At 60.8% G+C, this 15,235-nt stretch carries 13 protein-coding genes and 1 pseudogene; 2 read left to right on the top strand and 12 right to left on the bottom strand.

Annotated elements, in window-relative coordinates:
- From F8N96_RS20160 to F8N96_RS20135, 6 genes are all read right to left on the bottom strand, one after another.
- On the bottom strand, positions 1–873 hold the full coding sequence (locus F8N96_RS20160; protein WP_150799298.1) for an ABC transporter permease: 873 nt from the start codon (positions 871–873) through the stop codon (positions 1–3).
- On the bottom strand, positions 870–1,826 hold the full coding sequence (locus tag F8N96_RS20155) for an ABC transporter permease (protein ID WP_150799297.1): 957 nt from the start codon (positions 1,824–1,826) through the stop codon (positions 870–872). Before F8N96_RS20155 ends, F8N96_RS20160 begins: the two co-directional genes overlap by 4 nt.
- Positions 1,827–1,869: 43 nt before the next feature.
- Complete coding sequence (locus tag F8N96_RS20150) at positions 1,870–3,516, bottom strand: ABC transporter substrate-binding protein (protein WP_150799296.1); 1,647 nt, start codon at positions 3,514–3,516, stop codon at positions 1,870–1,872.
- Positions 3,517–3,594: 78 nt separating this feature from the next.
- The gene (locus F8N96_RS20145) at positions 3,595–4,869 is read right to left on the bottom strand and encodes an NAD(P)/FAD-dependent oxidoreductase (protein WP_150799295.1); all 1,275 of its coding nucleotides are present in this window, start codon (positions 4,867–4,869) and stop codon (positions 3,595–3,597) included.
- A gap of 36 nt (positions 4,870–4,905) precedes the next feature.
- Entirely contained in the window at positions 4,906–5,574 is a 669-nt protein-coding gene (locus F8N96_RS20140) for a haloacid dehalogenase type II (RefSeq protein WP_150799294.1), read from the bottom strand.
- A gap of 397 nt (positions 5,575–5,971) precedes the next feature.
- Positions 5,972–7,297 carry an NAD(P)/FAD-dependent oxidoreductase gene (locus tag F8N96_RS20135; RefSeq protein WP_150799293.1) on the bottom strand — a complete coding sequence of 442 codons (1,326 nt, stop codon included), beginning with the start codon at positions 7,295–7,297 and terminating at the stop codon, positions 5,972–5,974.
- A 733-nt stretch (positions 7,298–8,030) separates the two neighbouring features.
- On the opposite strand from F8N96_RS20135, the gene F8N96_RS20130 reads away from it, so the two are divergent.
- Together F8N96_RS20130 and F8N96_RS20125 are read left to right on the top strand one after the other, a co-directional pair.
- Complete coding sequence (locus F8N96_RS20130) at positions 8,031–9,494, top strand: aldehyde dehydrogenase family protein (protein ID WP_150799292.1); 1,464 nt, start codon at positions 8,031–8,033, stop codon at positions 9,492–9,494.
- 34 nt (positions 9,495–9,528) lie between these two features.
- Positions 9,529–9,657: pseudogene (locus tag F8N96_RS20125) on the top strand (AraC family transcriptional regulator); the annotation flags it as partial.
- Here F8N96_RS20125 and F8N96_RS20120 read toward each other — a convergent pair.
- From F8N96_RS20120 to tssF, 6 genes are all read right to left on the bottom strand, one after another.
- Positions 9,639–10,034 carry a DUF6124 family protein gene (locus F8N96_RS20120; RefSeq protein WP_150799291.1) on the bottom strand — a complete coding sequence of 132 codons (396 nt, stop codon included), beginning with the start codon at positions 10,032–10,034 and terminating at the stop codon, positions 9,639–9,641. The pseudogene F8N96_RS20125 and the gene F8N96_RS20120 overlap by 19 nt on opposite strands.
- A 262-nt stretch (positions 10,035–10,296) precedes the next feature.
- Positions 10,297–11,415, bottom strand: a complete 1,119-nt coding sequence (locus F8N96_RS20115; RefSeq protein WP_150799290.1) for an OmpA family protein — start codon at positions 11,413–11,415, stop codon at positions 10,297–10,299.
- A 15-nt stretch (positions 11,416–11,430) separates the two neighbouring features.
- Complete coding sequence (gene tssE / locus F8N96_RS20110) at positions 11,431–11,877, bottom strand: type VI secretion system baseplate subunit TssE (RefSeq protein WP_064677099.1); 447 nt, start codon at positions 11,875–11,877, stop codon at positions 11,431–11,433.
- A gap of 3 nt (positions 11,878–11,880) precedes the next feature.
- Complete coding sequence (tssJ, locus tag F8N96_RS20105; RefSeq protein ID WP_150799289.1) at positions 11,881–12,417, bottom strand: type VI secretion system lipoprotein TssJ; 537 nt, start codon at positions 12,415–12,417, stop codon at positions 11,881–11,883.
- Positions 12,398–13,495, bottom strand: a complete 1,098-nt coding sequence (gene tssG, locus F8N96_RS20100) for a type VI secretion system baseplate subunit TssG (RefSeq protein ID WP_150799288.1) — start codon at positions 13,493–13,495, stop codon at positions 12,398–12,400. The genes tssJ and tssG overlap by 20 nt, the downstream gene beginning before the upstream one ends.
- Positions 13,459–15,228, bottom strand: a complete 1,770-nt coding sequence (gene tssF / locus F8N96_RS20095) for a type VI secretion system baseplate subunit TssF (RefSeq protein WP_150799287.1) — start codon at positions 15,226–15,228, stop codon at positions 13,459–13,461. The genes tssG and tssF overlap by 37 nt, the downstream gene beginning before the upstream one ends.
- Between the last annotated feature and the right edge of the window lie 7 nt (positions 15,229–15,235).

Here is a 15,235-nt window from a genome sequence, read left to right as displayed (position 1 = left end):
TCAATGACCTCCCGAGCGTCGACTACGTCGCGACGACAGCCGGTCGATAAACAGATTCACACCAATGGTCAGGGTGCCGATGGCCAACGCTGGAATCACGATGGCAGGCGCCCCTTGGTTGAGGCCACCGATGTTCTCGCGCACCAGCGACCCGAGGTCGGCATCCGGCGGTTGCACACCCAGGCCAAGAAAGCTCATGCCGCTGAGCAACAGCACGATGAAGCCAAAGCGCAAGCCCAAGTCTGTCAGCACCGGGTTGAGTATGTTCGGCAGGATTTCCACGCAGGCGATGTACAGCCGACGCTCGCCCCGGGTTCGGGCCACTTGCACGTATTCCAGGGCTTCGATATTCACCGCCATGCTACGGGCAATACGAAATGCGCCGGGGGTGTAACTCAAGACCGCCGTGCAAATCAACAAGGTCACCGAGGAGCCGAAGGCCGACACCATGATCAGCGCGAGCATTTTGCTGGGGATCGAAATGAACGCGTCCATCAGGCGACTGATCAACTCATCCAGCCACTTGGGCGACACCACCGACAACAATGCGCAACTGGTCCCCAACGTGCTGGCCAGCACCGCGGCCACCAACGCCAGGCCGACGGTGAATCGTGCGCCTACCATGATCCGGCTGAGCATGTCGCGGCCCAGGTAATCGGTGCCTAAGGGGTAAGCAGCGCTCAGGCTGTCGAAGATATTGTCAGAGACCACTTCCCCCACCGGATGCGGCGCCAGCCACGGACCGAAGATGGCTACAAGCAGCCACATCACACACATCGCAGCGCCGACCAGGCCGAGCCAGGAAGATCCGTGGGAAATCTTGCCCAACGCCGATTTGGTCGTAGTCGGCGATTTCACAATGATATTGTTCATTGATTTCTCAGCCTCGGATTGGAAAGAATCGCGCACAGGTCGGCAATCAGCACCAACGTCAGGTACGCCGTACAAAACAACATGGTGCAGGCCTGGACCAGTGCCATGTCGCGATTGGTCACGGCATCGACCATCAGGCTGGCGATGCCGGGGTAGTTGAAGATCGTTTCGACAATGACCACCCCGCCCAACAGGTAGGACAGGCTCAGGGCGATGGCATTGGCGATGGGGCCGATGGCATTGGGCAAGGCATGGCGCAGAACGATGCGGGTCTTGCTGACACCTTTGAGCCGGGCCATTTCCACGTAAGGGCTGTCGAGCTGATCGATCACCGCCGCCCGGGTCATGCGCGACATCTGCGCGACAATGACGCAGCACAGCGTCATCACCGGCAATGCATAAGTGCGAATGAATTGCCAGGGTGACGTAATGTCACTGGCGTAGGACAGTGCCGACAACCAGCCCAGGTTCACCGCGAATATCAGCACCGCCAGGGTCGCGACCAGAAACTCCGGCACCGCCACCATGGTCAGCGTGAAAAAACTGAGGAAGCCGTCGATGCGCCCGCCCCGGCCCATGGCCGAACCTATGCCCAGCATCAACGCGACCGGCACTGACACCAACGCCGTGGCGGCCGCCAGCATCAAAGTGTTGGGCACCCGCCCGGCCATCAAATCGATGACCGGCATGGCGTTGGACACCGACTGTCCCATGTCACCGCTGAGCAGGTTCATCAACCAGTGCAGGTAACGCAACACACCGGGCTGATCCAGCCCCATTTTCAAGCGCAGGGCTGCCACTTGTTCCGGCGTGGCGAATTGCCCGAGAGATTGTTGCGCCGCATCACCCGGCAGCACCGCCGTGATGGCGAAAACCACCATGGATACAATGAGCAAGGTCAAGACCGCCGCGCCCAGGCGCCTGCCGATCAACCACAATGTGTTGCTATTCATCACCCGATCCTCATGCAATGTAGCAGCAAAAATCCGACCTTCATCAAGCCTCCAGCCAGATTTGCTCGGCAAACATGTAGCCCATGAAACCACCCAAGGGGTTGGTGCCGTAGCCTTTTACCCGCTGGTCGGCGCCATCGATATTGCTGATGAACACTGGTACGCCGATACCGCAATGCTCATGCACCAGGGCTTGCATGTCGCCGTACATCTTGCCGCGCTTGACCTCGTCGGTTTCACCGCGTGCCTGTAACAACAGCTGATCGAACTGGTCGTTCTTCCAGCCCGATTCGTTCCATGGCGCGCTGGACTGGAAGAACTGCGAGAACAGCATGTCGGCATTGGGCCGCGGGTTGATGTTGCCGAAGCTCAGCGGGTGCTTGGCCCAATGATTGGACCAATAGCCATCGCTCGGCAGGCGGTTGACGTCGAGCTTGAGTCCGGCCTGTTTGGCCGACTGCTGCAGCAGCACGGCGACATCCACCGAACCGGTCGCGGCCGGCGAGCACATCAGCGGCATGGTGATATTTTCCATGCCGGCCTTTTTGAGCAGGAACTTGGCCTTTTCCGGATCGTAGGTACGTTGGGGCAAATCAGCGTTGAAGAAACGTGCACCGGGTGCGATCGGGTGATCGTTGCCGACCCTGGCGAAGCCACGGTATATCGCCGACTTGATCTGTTCCCGATCCAGCAGCAATTTCATGGCCTCGGTGAATTCCGGGCTTTTGCCCGGCATCTGGTCCTGACGGATGATCAGGTCAGTGTAATTACCCGACGGCGAGTCCACGACCCGATGCTTGGCGCTGGCCTTGATGCGGACCGTTGAGCGCGGGTTAACCTCGTTGATGATATGTACGTCGCCCGATAGCAGCGCGTTGATCCGTGATGGCTCGTCGGAAATGGCGATAAATTCGATTTGGTCGAGATAGGGCAAGCCGGGTTTCCAGTAGTTGGTATTGCGCACACCAATCGAACGCACGCCAGGCTTGAATTCCTTGACCTTGAACGGGCCGGTACCGACGCCCTGGCTGAAATCGCTCGTACCTGCGGGAACGATCAACATGTGAGAGATGGCAAGAACCGATGGCAGTTCAGCGTTGGGGCCGCTCAATCGGATCTGCACTTCGTGAGGACCGTTCGCCTTGACTTCGGCGATCTGCGATGCCACCGCCAGGACCTTGGAACCGGTGATCGGATCCTTGTGCCGCGACAGGGAGAACACCACGTCATCGGCTGTCAGCGCCTTGCCGTTGTGAAAGGTCACTTCCTTGCGCAGGCTGATCACCCAAAGCGTGGCGTCCGTGGTGTCGATACGCTCGGCCAGCTCCAGTTGGGGCACCATATGACTGTCGAAACGCGTCAGCCCGTTATAGAACATGAAATGCCGTACATAGTCGGTGGACGACGAACCTTTGGCCGGGTCCAGGGTGTCGGCGGTGGAACTGCTCGAGCCTGCGACGCGGATACGACCGCCAGGCTTGCCTTTGCCAGGGCTTGAGGCTTCATCATCGGCAAACAGCTTGCCGGCGGCACCGAACAGGCTACCGGCGCCCGCGACGGCCACTCCGGCCAACCCCAGCATTTGCAATGCATTGCGGCGAGACATGCCGCGATTGAGCCCTTCGAAAACCCGCAGGCTCTCTTCACCGGTGATCAACTGTGAGTCGCTATTTTTTTTATTGTCAGTCATGTCAGTTCTACCTTTCGTAAGTGATAAGGCTCGATTGCTCGCAATTAGCGCAATTTGTTGAAATCTGTTCCCATGAACTCAGTGCAGGTAGTCCTGCAGCCGGTAATAGGCACCTACCAGTGGCAAGAACCAGGGTTTGCCAAAATGCCCGGGGATGGCGGGCCAATCGAGTTCGCGCCACGGATTGGCCTCGACCTTGCCGGCCATGACCTCAGCCATGACCTGCCCCATGTGCACCGACATCTGCACGCCATGACCGCTGTAACCCATGGAGTAATAAATCCCGCCATGCTGGCCGGCCCGGGGCAACCGATCAGAGGTCATGTCCACCAGTCCACCCCAGCAATAATCGACCTTGACGCTAGCCAACTGCGGGAACATCTGCACCATCGCCGCTTGCAACACTTTGCCGCTCTTGGCGTCGGACACGCTGTCAGACATGGCAAACCGCGCACGGCCGCCAAACAGCAAGCGGTTGTCCGGCGTCAGGCGAAAGTAATTACCGATCATGCGGCTGGTGACATAGGAACGGTGTGCCGGCAGCAAGCTGTCGATCAGGGCCTGCGGCAGCACCTCGGTGGCGATCACGAAACTGCCCACCGGCACGATCCGCCGCCGATACCAGCCCAATCCACCCTGCTGACATGTGCCTGTGGCCAGCAGAACCTGCTTGGCGTGCAGCGAGCCTTTGGTGGTGTTGACCTGATAGCCGCCGGCACTGGCTTTCCAGTCCGTCACCATCACGTCCTGAAAGATCAACGCGCCGTGACGGGCTGCCGCCTCGGCCAACCCGACACCGAAGCGGCCGATGTGCATCTGCACGCCGTTACGCTGCAGCATGCCGCCATGGAACTGCATCGAGTTGGCTTCGGCACGGGCCTCTTGCGCGGACAGCAATTCGACATCGGCATCCACCTCTCGCCGAATCAACTCGCAAGTACGCGCCAGGCTTTCGTAATGCATCGGCTTGGCGGCCAGCTTGAGCTTGCCATTGCGTGTGAGATTGCAGGCGATCTGCTCCTTCTCCACCAACGAAACGACGCTCTGCACGGCGCTTTCATAGGCTTGATAAAAAGCACGCGCCTTGTCAGCGCCGAGGCTGGCACTGAGTGCCACGTAGTCCTGGGCGACGCCGGTGCTGCAGTGGCCACCATTGCGCCCCGAAGCCTCGCCAATCACCCGCCCTCCTTCCAGCACCACCACGCTGGCCCCCTTCAAGGCCAGGGCCCGGGCCGCTGCCAGGCCGGTGAGACCACCACCGACGATGGCCACATCGACCTGCCCGGGCAACGCGCCGGACTGAGCACCGGTGAATGCCGGTGCGGTATCGAGCCAATAGGACTCACTGCCCATGTCTAACCCCTTTTGCCTTGAAGAGTGCCCTGAGACTCAGAGACCGACCAAACCGGCCAAACCGCCGATATCCGGGATCTGGTGGTAACCGTAGACGGCGTTCGCCGGTTGCTCATGACCACGGGCGACGAAGGCCTTGTGCTTGATCTTCATGTCGTGGGCCGACATCAGGTCATAACGGAAGCTCGAGGACACATGCAGAACGTCCTCCGGCCCGCAGTTCAGGTTATCGAGCATGTACTCGAAGGCGGCCAGGCGCGGCTTGTAGGCTTGGGCTTGTTGGGCGGTGAAGACCTTATGGAAAGGTGCGCCGAGCTTGTCGACGTTGGACATGATCTGCTCGTCCATCGCGTTGGAGAAAATCACCAGGGGAATCTTGTCGGCGATTTTCGCCAGGCCAGCCGGCACGTCGGCATGCGGACCCCAGGTCGGTACGGCGTCGTAATAGAGCTGGCCTTCGCCCTTGTACTCGACACCCCAACGCTTGCAGACCCGCGCCAGGGCAGTCTTGAGGATCTCATCATATGGACGCCAGTCACCCATCACCTGGTCCAGGCGATAGGCGGAGAAGTCCTGGACGAACTGATCCATTTGCTCGGCAGGGACCCGATCGGCGAACAGTTCGCGCGTCATGGTCCCCATCTGAAAGTTGGTCAACGTGCCGTAGCAGTCAAAGGTAATGAACTTGGGACGAAGAAAGCTCATGAGTGCGGTCCTGAGTGATGGTTAAGGTCATGAGGGGGCAAGCAGTTGCGCCGTTCTGGAAGCATCGGAGCAACGCTGCATCACGGATTTATTACACCACCTGAAGACCATGCATAAACTGTTAAAAGTATAGGCCGCTTGGCACAAAGCACCGTTTTGCAGGGCTTGCTCAGCAGACTGTGCGGGACGCCCCAGACTCGGGCGCTCACCCTCTGTTCAAGGGCTTTGCGGGCCGTCATGGTGCACCGACCAGCCATGCGAAAAAGCGCTCATTCGGCAGAATCTGCGCCTGCACAACAAGAACGGGCGCGGCCCTGAAAGGACGCGCCCGTTTATTGTCTTGCGAGTGGAAGCCTTGTGCCGCCAACCCGGATCTGCATCAGCAGGTGGCCTGTCTTCAGAATTCCGCGACTTTGCCCCAAGCCGATGACCGGAAGCGGTCCGGATGATAGGGACGAGGATCAACCAGAGGCTCGCCACCGCTGACAATGTCGGCGATCAAGTGGCCAGCGCCAGGGCCGATGCCGAAGCCATGGCCACTGAACCCCGCCGCCAGTACCAGGCCAGGCAGGGTCGCCATCTCGCCGATTCCCGGGACGCCGTCAGGCGTGCTGTCCACATAGCCTGCCCAGGCTCCGGTGACCGTCGACGCCTTCAGCAGCGGGACCAGGTCCAGCGCGCGCTTGTAAGTCAATTCAACGATCCTGGCGTCTGCCTTCGGATCAAGAATTCGCATTCTCTCCATCGGCGTTGGCTGGTCCAGCTGCCAACGGCCCAAGCCTTCATGACCCGACTGGACGCCTTGCAGGCCGCCGGGCGCCAGCTTGCGCCAGCGACGCTGGAACATCGGCAGGAACTGCGGGGCGAAGCGCAGAAGTTGCAGGGTGGGGTCAACACGCCCACTGCCACTGATGGACAGCGTGAACCCTCCATCAGAGCGACGGGTCATGGAGATGTCATTTGTGTGGAGCGCATCCGGTATCTCTTTGCCGCCCTTGGACACCGCCATCACCGTCTGGCGAATGGTCGCCTGGGGAAACCGGATGCCGTACTGACGGCAGAAAGAGGAGGCCCACGCGCCCCCGGCGAGCACCGCGTGCTTGGTGCGAATGGTGCCCTTCTCGGTGACGACTGCAGACAACCGGCCACCCTCGGTCTCCAGGCCACGCGCTGCGCACCCCTGGTGCACGGTGCCCCCAAGCTTGAGGATGGCCCGTGCGACCGCCGGGGCCGCACGGGACGGGTCCGCGATACCGTCGCTCGGTGAAAAGACCCCGCCTTTCCAGGGCTTGCCGGTCACCCGGCCACGTTGAGCGGCCTGTTCAGCGGTCAGCATATGAGTCGTTACATTGACAGTACGGGCAAATTCACCCCACCGCGCCCAACCGGCCAGTTCCTTCTCGTTGTTGCTGAGGTAGAGCAAGCCGCATCGTCTGAATCCTGTGTCCTCACCGGTTTCGGCGGCGAACTGCTCCCACAGATCCAGGCTTTTGGTCGACATCGGCAGCTCACGAGCGTCTCGGTTCTGCTGACGGCACCAGCCCCAGTTTCGACTCGATTGCTCGGCACCGACGCGTCCTTTTTCCACCAGTGCGACCTTCATGCCGCGCTTGGCCAGGTAATAGGCAGCAAAAGTTCCGATAATGCCACCGCCAATCACGACAACGTCAGCGTGCGTGGGAAGTTCAGGATTCGTCTGTACGGGCGTTAAAGGTGCAGGCATTTTGGGATGTCCATTGAGGGCCGGGGGCGCTGGTGTGCCGGCCATTCGCTGAGGATTGCGACCAGGGCAAGCAGTTGCTCCGTCTGGAAACATCGGCGCAAGGCTGCATCACGGATTTATTACACCACCAAGAGACCCTGTATAAACGGTTAAAAATAGAGGCTGCCTGGTACAAACCACCGTTTTACAGGGCTTGTTCAGCAGACTTTGCGGGACGGTCCGAACTCAGGCGCTCCACCCCGGCATGATCGACCCAGACCGGTGCGACCTGCAGGCACCGGACACTCAAATGGTTTCCAGACGCGCTAATTCGTGCGCATAAAAAGCCCGGCTTCATCTGCCTCCCCTACGCTCTGAAACACCTCGCCCTTCTCACCAAGGTGCGCCTGAAGACGCGTATCGTCAAAGGCGTGACCGCAGTGACATTGAACGCCCTTGCCGATCTCGGGCCCATAGCAACTGATTCATTTGAGCAGTGCCGCAAACAAGTGCAGATACAGCAGATTATCCTTTGCACATTTAAAGAACGGCATATTGCGCCTGGCCTGCTTTGTTAGCTTATTGAGAAGAATCGGCATCGCCACGTGCTGGCCCCCACGGCGATGTGCTGCCGGCTTGCAACCTTCAAGGTCACGTTCGGCTCGACCTTTGTTCCAGCGACCTTGCAAGGTCGCGGGACAGACCAACCTCTGCTGCCCACAGTGCCTGTTACCGCTCTAAAGGAGCTCCCTGGATGACAACACAATCTTCGAATAGCTACAGCATTGATCCGCAAACGTCTCACCGGTTTTATATCAATGGCTGTTGGACTGTCCCGGCAAGCCCGGCAAGTTTGCCGGTGGTCAATCCGACAAACGAAGAGGTCGTTGCGCAAGTCGCGAGAGGGTCTGCCGAGGATGTCGATCGGGCGGTAGCGGCGGCCCGTGCGGCGCTTGCGGGTTGGTCTGCCACTTCCACAGAGTTGCGCGCACATTTCCTGGGTAAGATCCATGACCTTATCCTTGAGCGAAAAGAGGTTTTTGCGCAGGCGATCTCTCTCGAAATGGGCTCGGCCATCGGTTCTGCACGGGCAATGCAAGTGCCTCTCGCGGCGGAACACGTTCGGGTCGCACGTGATCTGCTGTCCACCTATCGTTTCCAGACAATCGAGGGCGGGACCGCGATTGAACGCGAACCCATAGGCGTCTGCGGCCTCATCACGCCGTGGAACTGGCCGCTTTATCAAATCACCGCGAAAGTCGCCCCAGCTATCGCTGCCGGATGCACCGTGGTCCTCAAACCAAGCGAACTGTCGCCTTTGAGCGCCCTGCTTTTTGCACAAGTGGTTCACGACGCGGGCCTTCCGCCCGGCGTCTTCAACCTTGTGAACGGAAGTGGCCACGAGGTCGGCGCTGCAATGGCTGAACACCCTGATATCGACATGATTTCGATTACCGGCTCCAACCGCGCAGGCGCACTGGTTGCACAGGCGGCCGCCCATACGGTGAAGCGTGTCGGGCAAGAGCTGGGAGGAAAATCTCCGAACATTTTGCTCCCCGACGCCGACTTTGCCAAAGCCGTCCCATTGGGCGTGATGGCTGCGTTTCGCAACGTCGGACAATCGTGCAGCGCCCCGACCAGAATGATCGTTCCAAAGGACCGACTGGCGGAGGTCGAATCGCTGGCTGCCGCAACGGCCAATGCGATCATCGTTGGCGATCCGCAATCGCCAGAGACGGTACTCGGCCCGATTGCCAATGAAGCCCAGTTCAACCGCGTGCAAGCACTGATCGAAGCTGGCCTGAATGAGGGCGCAAAACTCGTTTGCGGCGGACCAGGACGCGTGTCGGGTTATGAAAAGGGTTTCTATACCAGGCCGACTGTTTTCTCCGAAGTGGATACCGCCATGCGGATCGCCCAGGAAGAAATCTTCGGGCCGGTGCTCTGCATCATTGCGTATGAAACCATCGATGAGGCGGTCGCTATCGCGAACGACACGGTATATGGGCTGGGCGCCCATGTTCAGTCTCAGGACCTTGATCTGGCGCGTGCAGTGGCGTCTCGTATCCGCGCGGGGCAAGTGCATCTGAACTACCCCGCCTGGAATCCAATGGCACCGTTCGGAGGTTATAAGCGATCCGGTAATGGTCGTGAATACGGTGTCTACGGCTTTGAAGAATACCTGGAAACCAAAGCAATCATTGGATTTGGCGGATAGCTGGATTCTCCTCCGAGCACAGGGAGCCCGTTTAGTGGAGGGTTTTATCAACGACAAGGTGGCGCAGTACTTGAGCTTTAACGATGCGGCGAACTTGCGGCGCTCGTTAAAGCGCTGGCTCGGGCGTACACCGAACCTGATCCGTCAGTTGTTCAGCAGTTGAGTCGTTTGCGGCGGCGACACATTATCCAGTACCCGATTCACCGCCAGCTCACCCAGCATGATGACCTGCTGAATCGCCAGCATCGTGTTGCGCTGGGTTCCGTCCACCAGCCCGGCCAGATCGCTGACCATGGCATTGGCTGACGCTAGTAATTCGCAGACCTGGGCCAGTAGCGTTTCGTTGTCGACTTCGGGGGCAACGATAAAAATCATCGCGGGTTTGCGTAGCCTGTCGGCGTTTTCGGGAGCGCTGGGTTTGAGGTAATGGTCCAGGGCCCGGTCGGCGGCCTGGTGAAATTTTTTCGAATCGCCGGAGGCATACGGGGAGGTGCTTTGCGCCGTTGATGGCTCGAGGGTCTTGAGTGTGTCGTTGGGCATGGTGACGCTCTGCTGAGTGATGAGAGCTACCACGCTAACCGCCGCACTTCCGACAGCCAACCCTAAAAATACGTCGGACATTTCCTGTTATTTCAGCTTGTTTTAATCAGCTGTGGGAAGCGCACAGCGCAAAACCAACGTAAATGTCGACGCTTGTTTAATCATCGGCAAAATGCCTTCGCGATGCCTACAACATTATGTGTCGTTGCCTACAGCTACGCCAGAATCCGCCGACTTTCTCTGCCGGCTGCCACGCCTGTTTTCAGTTTCCACAGGCCCCCTCTTGCGGCACCAGACGGATCTCGACACGTCGGTTGGCGGCGCGTCCGGACTCGGTGTCATTGCCGGTGACCGGCTGGCTGGCTGCGAGCCCCTGGACAGCAAAACAACGGTCCGGGAGGTCGCCCATGCGCTGCATCCAGTCACGCACCGCAGAGGCGCGGGCGCGTGACAGGGCAAGGTTCTGTCCGGCATCGCCCGTGGCGTCGGAATGCCCGACGATGACGATCAGCCAGCCTGGCCGGGCTTTGATGCCGGCCAGGGCATCGATCAGCACTTTGGTCGAGCCGGATCCGAGCTCGGCGCTGCCGGCATCGAACAGCATCAGACTGTCCAACTGCACGGGCTCGGCAGGCAGATGATCGCCGTCCTGGCCTGCCAGCCAGTGCTTCCACCCAAACCAGCCGGCCAAGGCGATGGCCGTCGCCAAAGCGAACAGCCACAGGGCCATTTGACGTCTCTTTGTCGTCGGGTCTGCAGTTGCCGCTTCGGGCATGCGAGGGGGCGGCAGGATCACCACCGGCATCACGAATGCCGGTTCTGGGCCTCTCGTCGACAACAGCACGGTTGCCTCCGCAGCCGGGCTTTGCTGCAGGCGCCGCATCAGGCTATCGACCTGCTGGCGCAGAGCCTGCAGCGTGACCATCGGCACTTGAGCCTGAGCGCCCAGTCGCTGGTGCAAACGGCTCAACCCGGTGTCCAGATGAACCAGTGCCGGCAAGCTGCGCGTATCCAGCGCCAGGCTGCGCAGCAAGGGCTGCAATTGAGCGAACAGCCCGTTCAGGCTCTCCAGGCGCATCGATTCCACGGGCGGCCACAGGTGCGGCCATTCGCAGCTCAGCGCCTCGATCAAGGCCACCCCTTCCACCATGCCTGACAGGCCATGGCGCTGGCTGCGCGCCAGCGCGTAAGCGACCGCGGTTTGCAGATCCGCCCCATTGCTCTGGAACAAGGTCAGGCACAACTGCTCGACCTTGACCCAGTTCACGTCCGGACAGGCCGGGTGGCTCAATTTGGCCAGTTCATCACGCAACGCCATGAACTCGCCGAAGCCGCGCGGATCACCGCCCGCGCGTATACGCATTTCAAACAACGCCGTCATCGCGCTTCCCTTCCGTTACAGGTTCATGGCCGACAGGTAGTGCTGCCGCTTCAGGTGACGCACCAGCACTCGGCCCTCGGGCGCCAGGGTGGTACCGAACGTTAGCCGCTGCCCCGCCTTGAGCTGCACGTCGAGGGCGTATTCCAGATGACCCGGTTGCACCTGCGGCAGCAGTTCGATGTTCACCGCCGCCAGGCGCGGTTCGTACTTGAGCAAGGTCTCGCCCATGCTTTTCATCAGCTCATGTGCCGCCGCGGGCAAACCCTGGAGGATCAGGCCCATATCCGGTAGACCGTAATCCGGCAGATGACCGAGCGTGCCCGCCCGGCTGTTGAGGATGCGTTGGAGGTTGTCCAGCACCGACAGGGTGTGCTGGTCCGCTTCGGCGACGCGATACAGGTCCAGCTCGCCGTCGAAATTCTGCAGCAGCATTTCGTAGAGCGAAGGATTGAAGTCGGTCATCGATCAGTCCTTGGCCAAAGGTCGCAAGGTCAGCCGGTTGTCCGCCAGTTCGATGACCCGGGCCCGGTCCGGATCCAGGTCATCACGGGTCAACGTCAGGCGCCACGTCTTCGGTTGGCTGTCGGGTTGGCGGAACAACGCGACCACGGCGACGGAGCGCGCGTTGTCGTCCAGGGGCACGCTCAGTTGCGCCCCCTCGCCCGGCTTGACCACCAGGGTTCGCTTGTCCAGCAGATCCGCGCTCAGCACCCGGTCGTCATGGCTCAGCAAACTGTCGTAGGTGGCCTTTTCCAGCACCTTGTTGTCGCTGAGTTGGTACACCCGAACCAGCGTGGCGACCGACAATGCATTCATGTCCGCGTCATCGACGTTCAGCGATGCCCGCCCACTGAAGTCCAGGTGCAAGGTTTTCACCTGCTTGTAGAAAATCGAACTGGCGGCGGAGGTGGTGCTGTCCGTCACTGACTGGGTCACCCCACAGCCGGCGAGCCATGCACCCAGCGCAACGACCATCGATGATTTAAAAACCGTACGTGACATGTTCTATCTCCCTGTCCCGGGCATTTTTCGAAAGGCCCTGGTAGCGGCCCAGATTGAGGGTGATGGTGTCGTGCGCCCCGACCTCCCAGGCGTCACTGCCCGGGCCCAGCACAGCGGTCATGCCCAGCCGTACCGGCGATCGCCCCAGCACCGGCGCCGGCAGGCTGCGCAGCGGTAGCGACAATTGCAGCTTCGCGGTGCAACGCCAGCCCAGGTACACACGCAGCAACACCCGCAGGTCGTTGTGCAACTGGCCAGCCGGCAGCCAGCCGCGGGCCTCGTCTTCATCCTCGGTGAACAGCGCCAGGTGCAACTGGCTATTGGCGTCATGCCCGACACTGCCCAGGGGCGTGCCCTGGGACAGACTCACCGGGCGCCGGCTGCACAGGCTCGCCGGCTGCGCCAAGGGGATTTTCTGCGGCCAATGGGGCGTCACCCGTGCCCGGGTTTCGGGAGCCAGCAGCTTGACCAGCGCGATGATGCCTTCGGCGTTGCGGGTGGGCAGGCGCATCACGCTCAGCAGCGCGAGGAAGCGCGATACCGGCGTGGCGATCTGCCGGGCGGTGCCGGGAATGCCCAGGCCGATCAACCCCAGCAGGCACTGCGAAGTCGCATCGGTGCCGCCCGCCTCGAAGGTGGCCGGATAGGAGTACTTGCGCCAGATGCGGTAGAACTGGGTGAAGATCCGGTGGTTGAAGATATCGAGGAAGGCTTCCACCGCCTCATGCCCTTCCCGTCGCTGGGCGATGTCGTCGAGAAACGCCGTCGGCATCGGCGAGTCGACCCCGTACAACCCGAGCAGGCGTGTGCGCACCGTTGCCGGGCGCTGCGGATGACCGTCGCTGGTTTCGATCGCCTTCAATTCCCCGGCCGGAAAGCCCATGCCAGGGTCGGGCCGAAAGCGTACCGGGTCATCCGCCGGATGCGCCGTGCTGCCCAGTGGCGGATGATCCGGCAAGGCCTGTTCCAGCAATTGGCAGAAGCGATACAGATTGGCCTCGGCCACCCGCCCCTGCAGTGCTTCCAGTAATCCACTGGCTTTCAGCCGGGAATACGTTGACTGTGGTTCTCGTTCCATCGCAGGCACTTTCCGGTAGGTTGCAGGATCAGCGTGAGCTGGTTGAACAAATGAATGTCGGCATACAGGCCGAAGAAGCGATGGAGCATTTCGCCGAACAGGCTGATGTCGCCCTCGCCGGAAAAGCCATTGGCGTCCAGGGTGACTTCGATATCCACGCCGCGCAGCAGGAAGCCTTTTTCGAAACGCTGGATCAGGTGGTGACGCACCTCGACGATCGCCGCCAGCCGACGTCGGTTCAGCTCGCTGCCCGTCCAGTCGTACAGCGCCAGGGTGCCGCGCAACACTTCGGCGTTGTCGAGCATCGGCAGGAAGTTCGAGCCCAGGTGGCTGAGCACGCGCCAGTGGAAACGATCGCGGTTCGGCGGATAGCACGGCAAGGTCGGCGCGCACAGGTTGCGCACCCTCAAGCCGGCCCGGGTGGATTGCACCAGGGTATCGAGCAAGGTGCTTTGCAGGGCCTTGCGCGGCAGCTGGCCGTGGGTACCGGTCAGGCGCAATGACAGGCTGGCATCGTTGAGTAGCAGGTCCTTGTCAAAACCCTCCCCTCCCAGGATCAGCCAGGTGTCATGCAGACCATTGGCGCCACGCTTCAAGCGCGTATGGAAGTAGCGCTCCGGCGCCTCGTCCCGCAGCATGCCGCCCTTATGGCGAAAGCTGGTGAATGGCACATAGTCCTGGCGCTCGGTGTTCCTCGAAGAGGTGACCTGGTCCACCGAATAGATCTCGGTATGACCGTCCTGCAAGCGCATGGGGCGCAGCAGGTAGTCGCTTTGCAAAGGTGCCAGGTCCAGCGGGTCGGACTCCAGGATGAACAGATTGATCACCGGCACCGCATGCAGGCGAATATGCCCGGCGCTCAGGTTGAACGCTTGAGGCCATGACTGGCCCAGCACCACCTCCAGTTCGAACCAGGGTGTCCCCTGGGTGATGTTCAACTGCTCCAGTCCGCAGAGGGTGACGAACATGAACTTCTCGCGGAAGGTGAAATACTCCAGCAGCAACTGATACCCGCTGAAGGCGCTGTCACCCTTGGGCCACAGACGGTCCTCGTCGGCGAAGCCCTTGGGCGTAAAATGGCCACGCAGCAACTGACGGTCCGTTTGTCCCGGCATTCGTACATACATCGCCTGGGTATTGAGGGTCAGTGCCTGATGCAGCGCACTCGCCAAGGGCGCATCGGCATTCAGGTACAGCGGCAGGCGACTGAGGTCGGTTTCGTTCCAATCGGTCATCGCGCCGCAGGCAAAGCGCAGCCGCAGTACCGAGCGTCCGTCGGGCTCATGCGCCAGGCGCACGGACTCCACGGCCAGCGGTCGCAGTGTCAGGTCCTGGGTGGTGGTGTAGCGGCATTGGGTGCGGTGCGGGCCGATGGGCTGCGACAACACTTCGAAACCGCTGGCGATCCGTTCGCTACGCTTCATCTCCTTGAGATCGGGTGCCAGTTCCACGATCGACAGCGATGGAATGGTGCGCAGGTAATGCGGCCACAGCAGGCTGACCAGGCCCTCGGTGAGCTCCGGCAAATCATCGTCGAGCTTCTCGCGCAGCCGTCCCATGAGGAACGCAAAGCCCTCGAACAGACGCTCCACGTATGGGTCGTGGGCGCCCGCCTTGTCCAGGTTGAGCTGCGCCGCCCGGTCCGGAAAAGCCTCGGCGAACTCCTTGCCGGCCTCGCGCAGATAACGCATCTCGGCGTCGAAATAACGCAGTGTCAGATTGTCCATGCTCAAAGAAAAA

The sequence above is a fragment of the Pseudomonas fluorescens genome (assembly GCF_902497855.1).
GTDB lineage: Bacteria > Pseudomonadota > Gammaproteobacteria > Pseudomonadales > Pseudomonadaceae > Aquipseudomonas > Aquipseudomonas fluorescens_BI.
The sequence above is the reverse complement of the archived record's forward strand: the minus strand, read 5'-3'. Positions and strand labels throughout refer to the sequence as shown.

Excerpts from the sequence above, each read along its gene's own strand:
- F8N96_RS20160 (WP_150799298.1), bottom strand. The coding sequence starts at position 873 with ATGAACAATATCATTGTGAAATCGCCGACTACGACCAAATCGGCGTTG.
- F8N96_RS20155 (WP_150799297.1), bottom strand. The coding sequence starts at position 1,826 with ATGAATAGCAACACATTGTGGTTGATCGGCAGGCGCCTGGGCGCGGCG.
- F8N96_RS20150 (WP_150799296.1), bottom strand. The coding sequence starts at position 3,516 with ATGACTGACAATAAAAAAAATAGCGACTCACAGTTGATCACCGGTGAA.
- F8N96_RS20145 (WP_150799295.1), bottom strand. The coding sequence starts at position 4,869 with ATGGGCAGTGAGTCCTATTGGCTCGATACCGCACCGGCATTCACCGGT.
- F8N96_RS20140 (WP_150799294.1), bottom strand. The coding sequence starts at position 5,574 with ATGAGCTTTCTTCGTCCCAAGTTCATTACCTTTGACTGCTACGGCACG.
- F8N96_RS20135 (WP_150799293.1), bottom strand. The coding sequence starts at position 7,297 with ATGCCTGCACCTTTAACGCCCGTACAGACGAATCCTGAACTTCCCACG.
- F8N96_RS20130 (WP_150799292.1), top strand. The coding sequence starts at position 8,031 with ATGACAACACAATCTTCGAATAGCTACAGCATTGATCCGCAAACGTCT.
- F8N96_RS20120 (WP_150799291.1), bottom strand. The coding sequence starts at position 10,034 with ATGCCCAACGACACACTCAAGACCCTCGAGCCATCAACGGCGCAAAGC.
- F8N96_RS20115 (WP_150799290.1), bottom strand. The coding sequence starts at position 11,415 with ATGACGGCGTTGTTTGAAATGCGTATACGCGCGGGCGGTGATCCGCGC.
- tssE (WP_064677099.1), bottom strand. The coding sequence starts at position 11,877 with ATGACCGACTTCAATCCTTCGCTCTACGAAATGCTGCTGCAGAATTTC.
- tssJ (WP_150799289.1), bottom strand. The coding sequence starts at position 12,417 with ATGTCACGTACGGTTTTTAAATCATCGATGGTCGTTGCGCTGGGTGCA.
- tssG (WP_150799288.1), bottom strand. The coding sequence starts at position 13,495 with ATGGAACGAGAACCACAGTCAACGTATTCCCGGCTGAAAGCCAGTGGA.